General features: G+C 74.7%; 15 protein-coding genes and 1 tRNA gene. 5 read left to right on the forward strand and 11 right to left on the reverse strand.

Features of this window, described 5'->3' with window-relative positions; translation table 11 throughout:
* Positions 1 to 63 precede the first annotated feature (63 nt).
* The 7 genes from hutH to ACN268_RS27735 form a co-directional block, all read right to left on the reverse strand.
* Positions 64 to 1,602 carry a histidine ammonia-lyase gene (gene hutH, locus ACN268_RS27705; protein WP_421485898.1) on the reverse strand — a complete coding sequence of 513 codons (1,539 nt, stop codon included), beginning with the start codon at positions 1,600 to 1,602 and terminating at the stop codon, positions 64 to 66.
* Positions 1,590 to 2,780, reverse strand: a complete 1,191-nt coding sequence (gene hutI / locus ACN268_RS27710; RefSeq protein ID WP_421485900.1) for an imidazolonepropionase — start codon at positions 2,778 to 2,780, stop codon at positions 1,590 to 1,592. Before hutI ends, hutH begins: the two co-directional genes overlap by 13 nt.
* Before the next feature lie 51 nt (positions 2,781 to 2,831).
* Complete coding sequence (locus tag ACN268_RS27715) at positions 2,832 to 4,187, reverse strand: formimidoylglutamate deiminase (RefSeq protein WP_421487010.1); 1,356 nt, start codon at positions 4,185 to 4,187, stop codon at positions 2,832 to 2,834.
* Positions 4,184 to 5,449, reverse strand: coding sequence for an allantoate amidohydrolase (locus ACN268_RS27720; protein WP_421487011.1), 1,266 nt, complete (start codon positions 5,447 to 5,449; stop codon positions 4,184 to 4,186). The genes ACN268_RS27715 and ACN268_RS27720 overlap by 4 nt, the downstream gene beginning before the upstream one ends.
* Positions 5,450 to 5,499: 50 nt before the next feature.
* The gene (hutU, locus tag ACN268_RS27725) at positions 5,500 to 7,155 is read right to left on the reverse strand and encodes a urocanate hydratase (RefSeq protein ID WP_421485902.1); all 1,656 of its coding nucleotides are present in this window, start codon (positions 7,153 to 7,155) and stop codon (positions 5,500 to 5,502) included.
* A 12-nt stretch (positions 7,156 to 7,167) separates the two neighbouring features.
* Positions 7,168 to 8,016 carry a MurR/RpiR family transcriptional regulator gene (locus ACN268_RS27730; RefSeq protein ID WP_421485903.1) on the reverse strand — a complete coding sequence of 283 codons (849 nt, stop codon included), beginning with the start codon at positions 8,014 to 8,016 and terminating at the stop codon, positions 7,168 to 7,170.
* Positions 8,017 to 8,108: 92 nt separating this feature from the next.
* Positions 8,109 to 9,053 carry an LCP family protein gene (locus tag ACN268_RS27735; RefSeq protein ID WP_421487012.1) on the reverse strand — a complete coding sequence of 315 codons (945 nt, stop codon included), beginning with the start codon at positions 9,051 to 9,053 and terminating at the stop codon, positions 8,109 to 8,111.
* A gap of 221 nt (positions 9,054 to 9,274) precedes the next feature.
* On the opposite strand from ACN268_RS27735, the gene ACN268_RS27740 reads away from it, so the two are divergent.
* The 3 genes from ACN268_RS27740 (at position 9,275) to ACN268_RS27750 (ending at position 11,724) form a co-directional block, all read left to right on the forward strand.
* A complete protein-coding gene (locus ACN268_RS27740) occupies positions 9,275 to 10,108 on the forward strand; it encodes an O-methyltransferase (protein ID WP_421485904.1) in 834 nt (277 codons plus the stop codon).
* Between the two features lie 149 nt (positions 10,109 to 10,257).
* Positions 10,258 to 10,575: a hypothetical protein gene (locus tag ACN268_RS27745; RefSeq protein ID WP_421485905.1), complete on the forward strand. Its 318-nt coding sequence runs from the start codon at positions 10,258 to 10,260 to the stop codon at positions 10,573 to 10,575.
* Between the two features lie 63 nt (positions 10,576 to 10,638).
* The gene (locus tag ACN268_RS27750; RefSeq protein ID WP_421485907.1) at positions 10,639 to 11,724 is read left to right on the forward strand and encodes an expansin EXLX1 family cellulose-binding protein; all 1,086 of its coding nucleotides are present in this window, start codon (positions 10,639 to 10,641) and stop codon (positions 11,722 to 11,724) included.
* Positions 11,725 to 11,879: 155 nt separating this feature from the next.
* Here ACN268_RS27750 and ACN268_RS27755 read toward each other — a convergent pair whose 3' ends face one another.
* From ACN268_RS27755 to bcp, 4 genes are all read right to left on the reverse strand, one after another.
* Complete coding sequence (locus ACN268_RS27755) at positions 11,880 to 12,407, reverse strand: GNAT family N-acetyltransferase (protein WP_421485909.1); 528 nt, start codon at positions 12,405 to 12,407, stop codon at positions 11,880 to 11,882.
* A gap of 65 nt (positions 12,408 to 12,472) precedes the next feature.
* Positions 12,473 to 12,558 (reverse strand) — tRNA-Leu (locus ACN268_RS27760).
* Between the two features lie 5 nt (positions 12,559 to 12,563).
* Entirely contained in the window at positions 12,564 to 13,466 is a 903-nt protein-coding gene (locus ACN268_RS27765) for a hypothetical protein (protein WP_421485911.1), read from the reverse strand.
* Between the two features lie 31 nt (positions 13,467 to 13,497).
* Positions 13,498 to 13,974, reverse strand: coding sequence for a thioredoxin-dependent thiol peroxidase (gene bcp, locus ACN268_RS27770; protein ID WP_204927199.1), 477 nt, complete (start codon positions 13,972 to 13,974; stop codon positions 13,498 to 13,500).
* 248 nt (positions 13,975 to 14,222) lie between these two features.
* Here bcp and ACN268_RS27775 point away from each other — a divergent pair, with 248 nt between their 5' ends.
* On the forward strand, positions 14,223 to 14,942 hold the full coding sequence (locus ACN268_RS27775; protein ID WP_145918134.1) for an energy-coupling factor ABC transporter permease: 720 nt from the start codon (positions 14,223 to 14,225) through the stop codon (positions 14,940 to 14,942).
* The gene (locus ACN268_RS27780; protein WP_421485912.1) at positions 14,939 to 15,355 is read left to right on the forward strand and encodes a PDGLE domain-containing protein; all 417 of its coding nucleotides are present in this window, start codon (positions 14,939 to 14,941) and stop codon (positions 15,353 to 15,355) included. Before ACN268_RS27775 ends, ACN268_RS27780 begins: the two co-directional genes overlap by 4 nt.
* The last annotated feature ends 12 nt before the right edge of the window (positions 15,356 to 15,367 follow it).

Raw genomic sequence — 15,367 nt, forward strand, 5'->3', positions numbered from 1 at the left:
GCTGTGGACTGCCCGCGGGCGCTGCGGCCCGACGATGCGGAACGCCGCCACCTGTCCCGGCGGTCAGCGCAGCGGGCCGACCTGGCGTTCGATGGCGGCCCGCAGGTCCGGTCCGGCGAGCACCGACCGGGCCGCCGCCAGCACCGGGGCGAGGAAGACGTCCGGGCCGGGCGCGCCGGCCGCCGGGCCGAGGGCCTCCAGCGCGGCCCGGCCGGCCGGTGACGGCTCCAGCGGCGCGCGCAGTTGCAGCCCCCGGACGGCTGCCAGCAGCTCCACGGCGAGCAGGCTGGTCAGGTTGTCCAGCACGGTGCGCAGCTTCTTGGCCCCCGCCCAGCCCATCGAGACGTGGTCCTCCTGCATGCCGCTGGTGGGCAGCGAGTCGACCGAGGCGGGCGCGGCCAGCCGACGGTTCTCCGCGACGATCCCGGCGGCCGTGTACTGGGCGATCATCAGCCCGGAGTTCACCCCGGCGTCCGGGGACAGGAACGCCGGCAGCTCCCGGTTGCGGGTCACGTCGAGCAGCCGGTCCACCCGCCGTTCGGCGATCGCCCCCACCTCGGCGGCGGCGATCGCCAGGTAGTCGGCGGCGAAGCCGAGCGGAGCGCCGTGGAAGTTGCCCGTCGACTCGACCCGGCCGTCCGGCAGCACCACCGGGTTGTCCACCACCGAGACCAGCTCCCGGTCGGCCACCGTCGCGACGAAGTCGAGGGTGTCCCGGGCCGCCCCGGCCACCTGCGGCGCGCACCGCATCGAGTACGCGTCCTGCACGGCGTGCGCCAGGTCGTCGCGGTGCGAGTCCATCACCCGGGAGTCCTGCAGCAGCCGGTGGATGTTCGCCGCCGACGCGGCCTGCCCCGGGTGCGGCCGGATGGCGTGCAGCTCCGGCAGGAACGGCCGTTCCGAGCCGAGCATCGCCTCGATGGCCAGCGCGGCGGTCACGTCGGCCATGGCGAACAGGTGCCGGGCGTCCGCGACGGCCAGCAGCAGCATGCCGAGCATGCCGTCGGTGCCGTTGATCAGCGCCAGCCCCTCCTTGGCGGCCAACGCGATCGGAGTCAACCCGGCCGCCCGCAGCGCCTCGGCGGCGTCGACCCGTTCGCCGGCCGGGCCGAGCACCCACCCCTCGCCCAGCAGCACCAGCGCGCAGTGCGCCAGCGGGGCCAGGTCACCGGATGCGCCGAGCGACCCGTGCTCCGGCACCCACGGGGTGACGTCGGCGTTGAGCAGGTCGACGAGCGCCTGGGCGACCAGCGGCCGTACCCCGGAGCGGCCCAGCGCCAGCGAACGGACCCGCAGCAGCATCATCGCCCGGACCACCTCGCGGGGCATCGGCGCGCCGATCCCGGCGGCGTGCGAGCGGATCAGCGCGTGCTGCAACTCGGCCCGCCGCTGCGGGGCGACGAACGTGTTCGCCAGCGCCCCGAAGCCGGTGGAGACGCCGTACACCGGGCGTCCGGCGGCCTCGATGCCGTCCACGATGCGGCGGCTGGCGGCCATCGCGTCGACGGCGGCCGGGGCGAGGACGACCCGGGCGTCGCCGCGCGCCACGGCGAGCACGTCGGCGGGGGTGATTCCGGTGGGCTGGACGGTCACAGTCGACATTGCGGCACTCCGTTGTGCAGAACCTGGCGGATCAGGGGAACACCCGGCCGGTAGGCCAGGTGCAGGTGGGACGGGGCGTCGAGGATCATCAGGTCGGCCCGCGCCCCGGGGCGCAGCACCCCGACGTCGGTGCGGCGCAGCGCCCGCGCGCCGCCCGCCGTCGCGGCCCACACCGCCTCCGCCGGGGTCATCCGCATCTCGCGGACGGCCAGCGCGACGCAGAACGGCATCGACGAGGTGTACGACGACCCGGGGTTGCAGTCCGTGGCCAGCGCCACGGTCACCCCCGCGTCGAGCAGCCGCCGGGCGTCCGGATACGGCGACCGGGTGGAGAACTCCGCCCCCGGTAGCAGGGTCGCCACGGTCGGATCGTCGGTGGTGGCCGAACCGGCCAGCGCGTCGACGTCGGCGTCGGACAGGTGGGTGCAGTGGTCGACGCTGGCCGCGCCCAGCTCCACCCCCAGCCGCACCCCCGGCCCCGGGCCGAGCTGGTTGGCGTGCAACCGCAACCCCAGACCGGCGGCCTGCCCGACGGTGAGGATCGCCCGCGCGTGGTCGGCGTCGAACGCGCCCCGCTCGCAGAACACGTCCACCCAGCGGGCGTACGGCGTGGCGGCGGTGAGCATCGGTCCGCAGACCAGCCCCACGTAGTCGTCGGGCCGGCCCGCGTACTCGGCGGGGACGACGTGCGCGCCGAGGAAGGTGGTCTCGGCGGTCACCTCGGCGGCGATCCGCAGCGAGCGGGCCTCGTCGGCGACGGTCAGGCCGTACCCGCTCTTGATCTCCATGGTGGTGGTGCCCTGCCGCATCGCCTCGTCGCGCAGCCGGCGCACGGTGTCCCGCAGGTCGTCGTCGGAGGCCGCGCGGGTCGCGCCGACCGTGGTCCGGATGCCACCCCCGGTGTACGGCTCACCTGCCATCCGGGCCGCGAACTCGGCCGCCCGGTCCCCGGCGAACACCAGGTGCGCGTGGCTGTCCACGAACCCGGGCAGCACCGCACCGCCCCCGGCGTCGATCCGCCGGTCGGCGGCCGGGGCGTAGCGGGCCGGCCCGATCCAGACGACCCGGCCCGCCTCCACCAGCAGGGCGACGTCGCGCCGCAGACCCAGCGGCCCGCCGCCGGGGGTCGGCACGTTGGTGACCAGCTCGCCGATGCCGTCGACCAGCAGACTGCTCACGACGCACCGCCCGCCGTCGACCGCCGCGTCCCGACCGCCGGTCCGGTGCGGCTAGCCACCGGTCACCGCCGCGACCGCCGCGCGCAGCTCCGCCGGCACGTCCACGGTCAGGTGCCGGCCGTCGCGTACCACCTGCCGCCCGTCGACCACCACCTGGTCGACGTCGGCGGCGGTGGCCGCGAAGAACACCCCCACCGGCGGCACGCCGGCGGTACGTGGGCTGTCCAGCCGTACGGTCACCAGGTCGGCCCGTTCCCCGACGGCGATCCGGCCGGCGTCGGCCCAGCCCAGCGCGGCGTGCCCGGTGACGGTGGCCGCGTCGCGCAGCGCGGCGGCGGTGAAGTGCCCGCGCCGCCGGGTGCGCAGCCGCTCGTCCAGCTCCACCGCGCGGGCCTCCTCGAACAGGTCGACCACGGCGTGACTGTCGCTGCCCAGGCTCAGCGGGATGCCGGCGTCGGCCATCAGCCGGGCCGGCCCGATCCCGTCGGCCAGGTCCCGTTCGGTGGTGGGGCACAGGCACACCCCGGTCCGGTGCTCGGCCAGCAGGGCCAGGTCGGCGCTGGTCGGGTGGGTGGCGTGCACGGCGGTGACGTCCGGGCCGAGCACGCCGCGTTCGGCGAGCAGCCCGGTCGGGGTACGCCCGTGCACCGCCCGGCAGGCGTCGTTCTCGGCCGGCTGCTCCGACAGGTGCACGTGCAGCGGGGCACCCTGCCGGTAGGCCCAGCCGGCGACGGTGGCGAGCTGTTCCGCCGGCACCGCGCGTACCGAGTGGATCGCCGCCCCGCGCAGCGCGTGCGGCCCGGCCGGGTGGAAGCCGTCGACCCGGTCCGCCCAGCGGCGCGCGTCCCCGTCGCCGAAGCGCCGCTGCACCCCGGCCAACGGCTCCCCGGCCACCGAGGCGGTCAGGTAGCAGGCGTCCAGCAGGGTGATCCGGATGCCGGCCTGCGCCGCCGCCTCGACCAGCGCCGCGCCCATCGCGTTCGGGTCGTCGTACGGTCGGCCGTCGGGGCCGTGGTGCAGGTAGTGGAACTCGCCCACGCAGGTCACCCCGGCCAGCGCCATCTCCGCGTACGCGGCGCGGGCCAGTGCCAGGTACGCGTCGGGGTCGAGCCGGCCGGCGACGTCGTACATCTCCTCCCGCCAGCTCCAGAAGTCACCCCGCCCGCCGTGGGTACGCCCGCGCAGCGCCCGGTGGAAGGCGTGCGAGTGGGCGTTGGCCAGGCCGGGCAGGGTGAGGCCGGGTAGCCGTACCGCCTCGGCGAGCACCTCCACCCCGGTGTGCGGCGCGTCGCCGGAGGCCAGCGGGGTGACGGCGGTGAACCGGCCGTCCTCGGCCTCGATCAACACGTCCGGCGTCGGCGCGGCGTGGTCGGGCAGCCACGCCTGCTCGGCCAGCCAACGGGTCAGTGGCATGCCAGCTCCTCCAGCACCCGGGCCAGCGCGACCACCCCGGCCGCACAGTCGGCGTCGGTGGCCGACTCGGCGGGGGAGTGCGACACCCCGGTCGGGTTGCGCACGAACAGCATCGCGGTGGGCAGGTGCGCGGCGAGCACCCCGGCGTCGTGACCGGCCCCGGTGGGCAGCACCGGCGCGGCCAGCAGCCCCGCCAGCCGGTCGGCCAGCCCGCCGTCGAAGGTGACCAGCGGGGTGGCCGACTCCCGGGTCACGGTCAGCTCGGTGCCGTCGCGGCGGGCCCGCTCGGCGGCCTTGGCCCGGACCGCCTCGACCAGGCCGTCCAGGGTCTCCGGCGCGGCGGCGCGGGCGTCCAGCCAGCCGGTCACCCGCGACGGGACCGCGTTCGTGGCGTTGGGTTCCACCGCCACCCGGCCGACGGTGGCGTGCGCGTCGCGCAGCCGGGCCTCCTTGTTCGCGGCGAGCACGGTGAACGCGAAGGTGAGCATCGGGTCGCGGCGGTCGGCCATCCGGGTCGTACCGGCGTGGTTGCCCTCGCCGCGCAGCTCGAAGCGCCACCGCCCGTGCGGCCAGATGGCGCTGCCCACCGCGACCGGCGCGTCGGCGTCGACCAGCGCCCGTCCCTGCTCGACGTGCAGCTCCACGAACGCGGCGAACCGGCCGAGCAGCGCCGGGTCGGCCCCCGCCGGCCGGTGGCCCAGCGCCTCGGCGAAGCTCACCCCGGCCGCGTCGCGCAGCCCGGCCGCGCGGTCGGCGTCGATCTCGCCGGTGAGCAGCCTCGACCCCAGGCACGGTACGCCGAACCGGGCCCCCTCCTCCTCGACGAACGCGGCCACCACCACCGGCCGGACCGGGGTGACGCCCGCGGCCCGCAGTTCGTCCACCGCGAGGAACGCGCTGACGATGCCGAGCGGCCCGTCGTACGCCCCGCCGTGCGGCACCGAGTCGAAGTGGCTGCCGGTCAGCACCGCCCCGGTGCCGGCCCGATCGCCGGTGGTCTGGGCGTCGGTGTTCGGCCCTGCGGTGGCCGGCCCGCCGGTGGACGGTCCGCCCGCGTCCGGGTCACCCCACCAGGCGAACAGGTTGCCGTTGCCGTCCTCGCTGACCGGCATGCCCCGCAGGTCGGCCTGCGTCCGGAACCACTCCCGCAACCGCAGCTCCGGCGCGGTCAGCGCGTACCGCAGATAGCCGCCACTGCCGGCGTCCCGGCCGATCGGCGCGATCCCGTCCCACGACTCCCGGAACCGCCCGGTCACGGCGTGCCCCCGTTGTTCGTGACCGTGGTGCTCCGCTGCGCTCCTCGCACTCACGCGGTCCCCTCCGCCATGGGGATGCGGACGTCGGTGCGCTCGGCGACGTCGCGGGCGGTGTCGTAGCCGGCGTCGACGTGCCGGATGACACCCATCGCCGGATCGTTGGTGAGCACCCGTTCGATCTTCTGCCCGGCCAGCGCGGTGCCGTCGGCCACGCAGACCTGACCGGCGTGCAGCGACCGGCCGATGCCCACCCCACCGCCGTGGTGGATCGACACCCAGGACGCCCCGCTCGCCGTGTTGACCAGCGCGTTGAGCAGCGGCCAGTCGGCGATCGCGTCGGAGCCGTCGGCCATCGCCTCGGTTTCCCGGTAGGGGCTTGCGACGCTGCCGCAGTCCAGGTGGTCCCGGCCGATCACGACCGGCGCGGACAGCTCACCGGCGGCGACCATGTCGTTGAACCGCACCCCGGCGACGTCCCGCTCGCCGTAGCCCAGCCAGCAGATCCGGGCCGGCAGCCCCTGGAAGGCGACCCGTTCGCCGGCCAGCCGCATCCACCGGGCCAGCGACTCGTTCTCGGGGAACAGGTCGAGGATGGCCCGGTCGGTGGCGGCGATGTCGGCCGGGTCGCCGGAGAGCGCCGCCCAGCGGAACGGCCCCTTGCCCTCGCAGAACAGCGGCCTGATGTACGCCGGCACGAAACCGGGGAAGTCGAACGCCCGCGCGTACCCGCCGAGCTGCGCCTCGCCCCGGATCGAGTTGCCGTAGTCGAACACCTCCGCGCCGGCGTCGAGGAAGCCGACCATCGCCTCGACGTGCTTCGCCATCGACGCCCGCGCCCGGTCGGTGAACTCGGCCGGCTTGGCCGCCGCGTAGTCCCGGGCGTCGGCCAGCTCCACCCCCTCCGGCAGGTACGACAGCGGGTCGTGCGCGCTGGTCTGGTCGGTGACCACGTCGACGGCGACGCCACGGCGTCTCAACTCGGGGAAGACGGTGGCGGCGTTGCCGACCACGCCGACGCTCAGCGCCCGCCGGTCCCGCTTCGCCGCCAGCACCCGGGCGACGGCGTCGTCGAGCGAGTCGGCGACCTCGTCGAGGTAGCGGTCGTGCACCCGCCGGTCGAGCCGGGTCCGGTCGACGTCCACGATCAGGCAGACGCCGTCGTTCATGGTGACCGCGAGGGGCTGCGCCCCGCCCATCCCGCCGCAGCCGGCGGTGAGGGTCAGCGTCCCGGCGAGGCTGCCGCCGAAGCACTTCGCGGCGACGGCGGCGAACGTCTCGTAGGTGCCCTGCAGGATGCCCTGGGTGCCGATGTAGATCCACGAGCCGGCGGTCATCTGCCCGTACATGGTCAGGCCGAGGGATTCCAGGCGACGGAACTCGGGCCAGGTGGCCCAGTCGCCGACCAGGTTGGAGTTGGCCAGCAGCACCCGGGGGGCCCACTCGTGGGTTCGCATGACCCCGACCGGTCGGCCCGACTGCACCAGCATCGTCTCGTCGTCGCGCAGCCCGGTGAGGGTGCGCACCAACGCGTGGTACGACGGCCAGTCCCGGGCCGCCTTCCCGGTGCCGCCGTAGACCACCAGGTCGTCGGGGCGTTCGGCCACCTCCGGGTCGAGGTTGTTCATCAGCATCCGCAGGGCGGCCTCCTGCGGCCACCCCTGCGCGGTACGGGTGGTGCCACGGGCGGCACGGACGGGCTGGTGCATGGCGTACTCCTCTCAGCCGAGGAACAACTGACGACGGGCGGCGGACGACTCGAACGCCTCCAGGCGGCGCTGGGTCTGGATCGGGGCGGCGTCACAGATCGCCTGGAGCACCACCATGGCCAGGGTCATCGGGGCGGTGTGCAGGTCGAAGACGAGGTCGGTGCCGACGGCGGCGGGGAGCACCAGTTCGGCGTACTCGGTGGCGGGGCTGACGGGGGAGTCGGTGATCGCGACGACGGTGAGGCCGGCGTCGCGGGCCGCGCGCAGCGCGTCGAGGGTCTCCCGGGGGTAGCGGGGCAGCACGAAGGCGAGCAGCGCGTCCGCCCCGGCCGAGGCGGCCTGTTCGAGCCGGTCGGTGAGCAGGCTGCCGCCGTCGTCGAGGACCCGGACGTCGGGCAGCACCTTGGCGGCGAAGTAGGCGAAGTAGGCGGCCAGCGGCGCGGCGGCCCGTAGCCCGAGCACCGGCAGCGGACGGCTCGCCGCGAGCAGCCGGCCGGCGGTGGCGATCCGGTCGCGGTCGGCCAGTTCGCCGGCCAGCCGGTCCAGGTTCGCCATCTCGGCGCGTACCGCGAGTTGCAGTTCGTTGCCGTCGTCGGCGCGGCCGTCGGGGCCGGTGGTCAGCTCGCGCAGCCGGCGGCGCAGCGCCGGGTAGCCGTCGTGACCGAGCGCCACGGCGAACCGGGTCACCGACGGCTGGCTGACCCCGGCCAGCTCCGCCACCTCGGCCGCCGACAGGTAGGCCACGGTGGCGGCGTGCTGCACCAGGCAGTGTGCGATGCGCCGCTGGGTGGGGGTGAGCCGGACCCCGTGGAACAGGTCGAGTAGCCGGTCCGGCGGCGCGGCGACGGCTCCTTCATTCATGCCGCGACTCTATGCATGAAAAATTTCAGAGGCAAGCACGGCCTCCCCGTCCGGGGGCAAGCACGGCTTCCCGCCCGGCGACGACGCCGGGCTCAGCGGGCGGCGCGGACGATCTCGGCGGTGGCGTCCCGGCGGACCGCGTCGTAGAACGCCTCGGATTTCCGCTCGTCGGCGAAGACCACGCTCTCGGTGCCGACCCGGCCGGTGCCCCGCGACGGGCTGGTGACGAAGGTGAGGTTGCCGCCGCGCAGGCCGCGCAGCTCGGTCGCCAGATCCAGCAGCGACATCTCCCGGTCGACGGAGACCGACGACGAGGCGGCCCGGACGAAGTCGTTGAGCTTCCCCGGGCTGGTGAGGATGCCACCGGTGGCGGCCTTGTCGAGGATCGCCCGGATCACCTGCTGCTGGTGCCGGATCCGGGCGAAGTCGCCGTCCGGGAACTGCTTGCGCTGGCGGGAGTAGTCGAGCGCCGTCGCGCCGTCCATCGTCTGCCGGCCGGCGGGGAAGGTGCGCAGCGGCGGGTGGATCGAGGTGAACCGGTGGTCGACGGTGATGTCCACCCCGCCCAGGGCGTCGATGATCTCCTGGAAACCGGCGAAGTCGACCACCGCCACGTGGTCGACGTGGACCCGGGTGAACTGCTCGACGGTCTGCACCATCAGCGGAATCCCACCCCAGGCGTACGCCGCGTTGATCTTCGCGGTCCGGCCGCCGTGCCGGCCGTCCGCCGACCGGGGTACACGGACCCAGGTGTCCCGGGGGATCGAGACGAGCTGGGCGCTCTTCCGGTCCTTCGGCAGGTGGGCCAGGATGATGGTGTCGGTGCGGGACCCCTCGGTCCGCTCCGGGTCCCGCGAGTCGCTGCCCAGGATCATGATGTTCATGGCGTCCCGGGCCACCACCGGCGGCCGGTCCTGCGGCGGCACGCCGGTGAAGGCGTCCACCCGCTCGACGTCCTTGTCGACCGAGCGCAGATAGAGCGCGCCCGCGCCGACGCCACCCGCTCCCAGCAGGGCCAGCGCCAGCAGCGCGATCAGCGCGATCCGCCAGCCCCGCCGACGCCTCGGTGCCGGCCCCGAGGTGTCGACGGACGGGGTCGGAGCGGATTCCGAGACCTTCTCACTTGCTGGCACGGCCGCATGTTACTGAGCCGTCACCCAGTACGGCAGCCCGCGTTCGCCCGACGGCCCGGGACCCGAAAAGCCGCCGTACGCTGGACGTTCAGCCGCCCGTCACCTGCGGCTGGTAGAACCGCGCAGTGGACGCGACGAGACTGCGCCGGGCCATCGCCCGCACCCCGCTGGCACCGGTGGCCGCCTTCCCCGGGCGGCTCGCCCGGGTCGCCCGGTACGACGCGAAGGTGCTGCGCACCTCGGCCCGGTGGCTGGCCACCTCCCGGGAACACCACAACTACACCTACGAACTGACCCGGCTCAGCCGGGAACACCTCACCTGGTTCGTCAGCGTGGTCTGCGACGTCCCGGTGGCCCGGGTCCGGGGTCACCTCGCCGAGATCACCGGCGACGCGGCGCTGCGCCTGCACATCGAACAGGCCACCGCCCGGTCCGCCCGACGCGGCCTGGCCGACCGCCGGGTCCGCTACGCGCGCCGGGTCGGCTGGTACGCGATCGTCCGGGCCACCCGACCCGCCCACGTCGTCGAAACCGGCACCGACAAGGGGCTGGGTAGCTGCGTCCTCGCCGCCGCCCTGCTGCGCAACGCCGCCGAGGGGCATCCCGGCCGACTCACCTCGCTGGACGTCAACCCCGAGGCCGGCTACCTGGCTCGCAGCGCGCCCTGGGCCGACGTGACCGACCTGGTGGTCGGCGACTCGGTGGCGGCGATCGCCGCGCTGGACCGGCCGGTCGACCTGTTCCTGCACGACAGCGACCACAGCCACGACCACGAACGCCGCGAGTTCGACGCCGTCGAGCCGAAGCTGGCCCCCGGCGCGATCCTGCTGACCGACAACGTCACCACCACCGGGGTGCTCGCCGAACACGCCGAACGCACCGGTCGGCGGTTCCTCGCCTACCGGGAAACCCCGCTCGACCACTGGTACCCCGGCGACGGCATCGGCGTCGCCTGGTGAGGCCCGACCGGTGGTGACCCGGTCCCGGCCGGAACCCGCCACGACAGCGGCGCCGGCCGGTCGAGCCGTACTCCGCCGGCCGGGTGTTGCCTGCGGGCCCGTCGCGGATCGATGATTGCCGAACCACCACCCTCGACGGAGGAGCCGGCATGCAGGTTATCCACCACCCCCGCGTGGCCTGGGACATGGCCCGCCTGATCGTCTCGGCCGTCCCCGACGACCGACTCTTCGACTGGCTGTGCACCGAAGTCGGCGCGCTGCTCGGCCCCGAGCACGAGCGGTACCTCCAGGACACCCGACGGCGGCTGCGCCCCTGGGCCCGCACGACGCCCGAGGCCGCCGCCGTCGAAGCCGGCCGCTGGCGGGTCCGGCTGGAGGACCTGCTGCGCACCCGGCCGGAGATCGCCGAGCCACTACGGTCGCTCACCGTGATCGCGTCGGGGCTCCACCGCGACCGGATCGGCTGACCGGCTTAGCTTTCGCTTAGCCCGCTTGTCCCCGGGTCGTCCACTGCGGCAGCATCGGTCGGCGTGACCGACGGCAGCCTGTCCCAGGAACCCGACCACGGGCCGGACGGCCGCGCCCCCGCCGGGCGTCCCGGGCCGGGGCGTCGCCGCGCCCGGGGTGGCGGACGTCGCCGCTGGCTGGCCGCCGGTGGCGTCGCCGCGCTCGCCACCGTGCTCGGGCTGAGCCTCGCGCTGCGCTCCGGAGCCGCCCCCGCCTGCGCCGCCCCGCCGGCCGGGCTGGCCGGTGCCGGGCCGGTCGCCGCCGGGCGGCTGCCGCTGGCGGCCCCACCCACCGGGAGTACGGTCCACAAGGGAAAAGCCACCTTCTACGACTCCAAGGGGGCCGGCGGGAACTGCTCCTACTCGTCCGCCCCGGCCGACCGGATGTACGTGGCGCTCGGCCCCACCGAGTACAGCGCCGGTGCGGCCTGCGGCGGCCACCTCGACGTCACCGGCCCCCGGGGCACCGTCCGGGTCCTGATCATGGACCAGTGCCCGGAGTGCGCCCCCGGGCACGTCGACCTCTCCCGCGAGGCGTTCGCCCGGATCGCCGACCCCGTGCAGGGCATCGTCGACGTCAGGTACCGTGCGGCGGTCGACCCGCCACTGTCCGGCCCACTCACCTTCCGGATCAAGGAGGGCGCGTCGCAGTACTGGTTCGCCGTCCTGGTCGCCGGGCACGGCAACCCGCTGCGCGCCGTCGAGGTACGGCAGGGCGCAGGCGCCTGGCGTACCGCCGCCCGGCAGGACTACAACTACTGGCAGATCGACTCCGGAGCCGGTCCCGGCCCGTACGCCGTCCGGGTCACCGACGTGTACGGCCACCGCGTCACCGCCAGCGGTATCACCATGACCCCCGGCCGGGTCCAGCGCAGCACCGTGAAGATGTACGGCGGCAGCGCCCCCGCCGTTCGGAAGAACCCGACCAGCCGGCCGTCCTCCCCGAGTCCCAGCGCCAGCGCCAGCCCGAGCCGGGCCGCCGCCAGCCCGTCGGCGGTCACCTCCGCCAGTTCGCCCGGTGCACCGCAGGTCAGCGACCCACCCGCGCTCGCCGCGTCGAAGGCGGAGCCGGGCGCCGGCCGGCCGGTCGACTGCACCTCGCGGGGCTGACCTCACCGGTCTTCCACAGGCGCTGCCTGCCTCGACCCGGCCCGCGCGGGAGGGTCCGCCGCAGGTGCCGCCTGACCGTCGGCTCGGCGGGTGCGATGACCGGCCGGACGCCGCAGGGTCGACCGGGTGTCGGTCGAGCGCGGTCCGTCGGTTGGTCAGTCCGGGGTGTCGAGGGCCCGCCACATGAGGATCTCGTCGCGGTCGTCGTCGGCTGCCACCCGCAGCGCGCCCGGCAGCCGGCCCACCTCGCGGTAACCGAGCCGGTCGTAGAACCTCTCCAGGCCCAGCCCACCGCGCACCGTCACGTGCAGCGCCCGCCAACCCAACTCGGGCGCGCGCCGGGCGGCCTCCCGCATCAGGGCCTGCCCGTGGCCGCGCCCCTGGGTGGCCGGGTGCACCATCACCCGCTTGAGGATGCCCCAGTGCGCCTTCAACGCGAACCGGTTGTCGGTGAGGAACAGCACCGCGACCGGTCGGTCAGCCTCGTAGCCGACCAGCATCCGGTCCGGACCGTCGGTGACGGCGGCGAAGGTCGCCTCGGCGACGGGACGTACGTCGGCGGTGCTGACCGGGGCGACGAAGCCGACCGCGCCACCGGCGTTGGTGACCTCGACCCAGAGGTCGACGATCTGCTCGCGCAGTGCGGGGGTGAGGTCGGGGTCGAGGACGAAACGCAGGCTCACCCTGCCGATCCTGCTGCGCCGACGCCGCGTGCGCCCGCGATCGTGACCCTCCCTACAGGGCCGTGTGGTGCGGGAGGGGGGACTTGAACCCCCACGTCCTTTCGGACAATAGGACCTAAACCTACCGCGTCTGCCATTCCGCCACTCCCGCTCGCGTCAGAGTTTAGAGCGTCGCGCGGACACGGTGGAGAGCCCGGCCCGACGCAGGATGTTCGATACCGTCCCGTGACTGACGACGCAGGCGTCGCCGGTCGCCTCGCGGATGAACGCGGCGAGTTTCCGTGGCCCCAGATCGGGACGGTCCAGTGCGCACCGGAGGACGGTTTCCTGGTGCGGTGAGCCGCTGCGCGGTCGGGGCGGGACGGCTGCGGTGCCGGTGGTGGCGAGCCGTCGGCGGAGCCGGGCGACGTGGTTGCGGTGGCAGCCGATCCGCCGGGCCGCCTCGCCCGGCCCGATGGCACCCGCCTCGACCTCTCGGATCACCTCCGCGACCCGCTCCGCGTCGACAGGTGCCGGGGTCGGCGGACGGGACGCGGCCGGCGGCGGGACGGCGACGCCGGGCACCGCGCCGGACGGGCGGGCCCCGACACCGGACCGGTGACGGCCGGCGTAGGTCGGGGTCTGGCTGTGGCAGTTCGGGCAGAGCAGCCGCAGGTTCGGCGGCCGGTTGTCGAGGAAGTCGCCGCTGAGGTGGTCGACGTGCAGGGTCAGCGGTCGCCCCTGCCAGAACGGGCCGGTGCCGCACCCCTCGCACCCGTCGGGGACGCCGATGTCACGCAGCGCGGCCTTCAGGCGGGCTCCCGGCACCCGTCGGGAACCCGCCGGCAGCGGACGCAGAACCTGGACCGACGGGATGCGCCGCCCGGACGGTCTGCCGCCCCCGCCCGGCCGGCGGGTGAAGTGTGACGTTTCGATGCCCAACCGCTTGAGCTGACGACTGATGTGCGCGTGTGAACCACCGCTGAACCGGACCCCGAGAATGCGCAGGACGTCGGCGATGCTGCGGGACTCCGCTGCCGCCTGGGCGAGCATCTCCGGCGTGTACTTGTATCGGGCCATGCGCGCAGAGTAGTGGCAGGGTGTGACGCGTTCAGTCGAGGCCGAGGTCGCGGCGCAGCTTGGCGACGTGGCCGGTGGCCTTGACGTTGTAGAACGCGTGCTCGATCTTCCCGTCCGGGTCGATGACGAAGGTGGACCGGATCACCCCGGTCACCGTACGGCCGTAGGACTGCTTCTCGCCGAAGGCGCCGTACGCGGTGAGCACCGCCTTGTCGACGTCGGCGACCAGCGGGAAGGTGATGGCGTCGCGCTCGCGGAACTTCGCCAGCTTGGCGGGCTGGTCGGGGGAGATGCCGACCACCTCGTAACCGGCGGCCTGCAGCGAGGCGAGCGAGTCGCGGAAGTCGCAGGCCTGCTTGGTGCAGCCGGGGGTCATCGCGGCCGGGTAGGCGTACAGGATGACCCGGCGGCCGCGCAGCGCGGCGAGGGAGAGCGTCTCCCCGGTGTCGGTGGGGAGGGTGAAGTCGGGTGCGGGGTCGCCGGGGGTGAGCCGGTCGGGCGCGGTCATGGCGACGACCCTACCGCCGGGCTGCGCCGTCCCGGCCGATCCCCGCCGGGACACCCGGGACGTTCCCCGCCGCACCGTCCTGCCCGTGCGGTGCGCGCCCGTCCCGGCGTTCCCGCAGCGTGCGGTACGGCAGCCGGTGGGGGGAGTGGCGGTGGCGCGGCGGTGAACAACGCCATGCCTTGTTGCCGTGTCTTGGCAACAACCCGCGCCGGGAAATAGTCTGGTCCCGCCGGCCGACTGGAGGTCCCGTGGAAACCCTGGCGATGCACATCTCGAACGGCATCATCAACGGTCCGGTCGCGGGGATCTTCGCCGCCGTCGCGCTGGCCGCCCTGACCTTCTGCGTGCTGCGCGGCCGACGTGACCTGGACGACCGGCTCGCGCCGATGGCCGGCCTGGTCGCCGCGTTCATCTTCGCCGTGCAGATGCTCAACTTCCCGATCTTCACGGCCGGGGTCTCCGGTCACCTGCTCGGCGGCGCGCTCGCCGCCCTGCTGGTCGGCCCCTGGGTCGGCGCGCTCTGCGTCTCGGTGGTGCTGATCGTGCAGGCCCTGGTCTTCGGCGACGGCGGCGTCGCGATGCTCGGCCTGAACATCACCAACATGGCGCTGCTCGGCACCGCCGCGGCGTACCTGCTGATCGCCGGCCTGCTGCGGGTGCTGCCGCGCACCCCCACCGGCCTGGCCGTGACCGCCTTCGTCTCGGCGCTGGTCAGCGTGGTCGTCGCGTCCCAGGGCTTCGTCGTGCAGTACTGGCTGGGCGGCACCACCGACCTGGGCGGCAACCTGACCGGCCTGGCCGGCACGATGGCCGGCGTCCACCTGCTGATCGGCATCGGCGAGGGGCTGATCACCGCGACCACGGTCGCCACCGTGGCCAAGGTCCGACCCGACCTGGTGTACGCGTTGCGCGCGCTCAAGCCGGCGACCGCGCCGGCCCCCGTCCCGGCTGTCGGAGGTGCCCGGTGAGGAAGCGGTCCTGGGGTTTCGTGGCGGTCGGCCTGCTGGTCGCCCTGGTGCTGGCCGGGGTGGTCAGCAACTACGCCTCGTCGCACCCCGACGGTCTGGACTCGTCGCTGCTCAGGGGCTGCACGGTGAACGCCGACGACGAGATCACCGGCGGCTCCTGCCCGGCCCAGCAGGCGAAGGACCACGAGCTGGCCGACAGCCCGTTGGCCGACTACGGCATCCGGGGCGTGGACAACGGCTTCCTCTCCACCGGCCTGTCCGGGGTGGCCGGCGTGCTGCTCACCTTCGCCGTCGGCGGTGGCGTGTTCTGGCTGCTGCGCCGTCGTGGCCCGGCCGACGCCCCCGGCGGCGGGCAGCCCCCGGCCGACGGGCGGCACACCGGCGACCGGCAGTCCGCCGGCACCGCCGGCTGACCGGGCGGTACG

Origin of the sequence: Micromonospora sp. WMMD735, from assembly GCF_049178995.1 — a bacterium.
In the GTDB taxonomy this organism is placed as follows: Bacteria; Actinomycetota; Actinomycetes; order Mycobacteriales; family Micromonosporaceae; genus Micromonospora; species Micromonospora wenchangensis.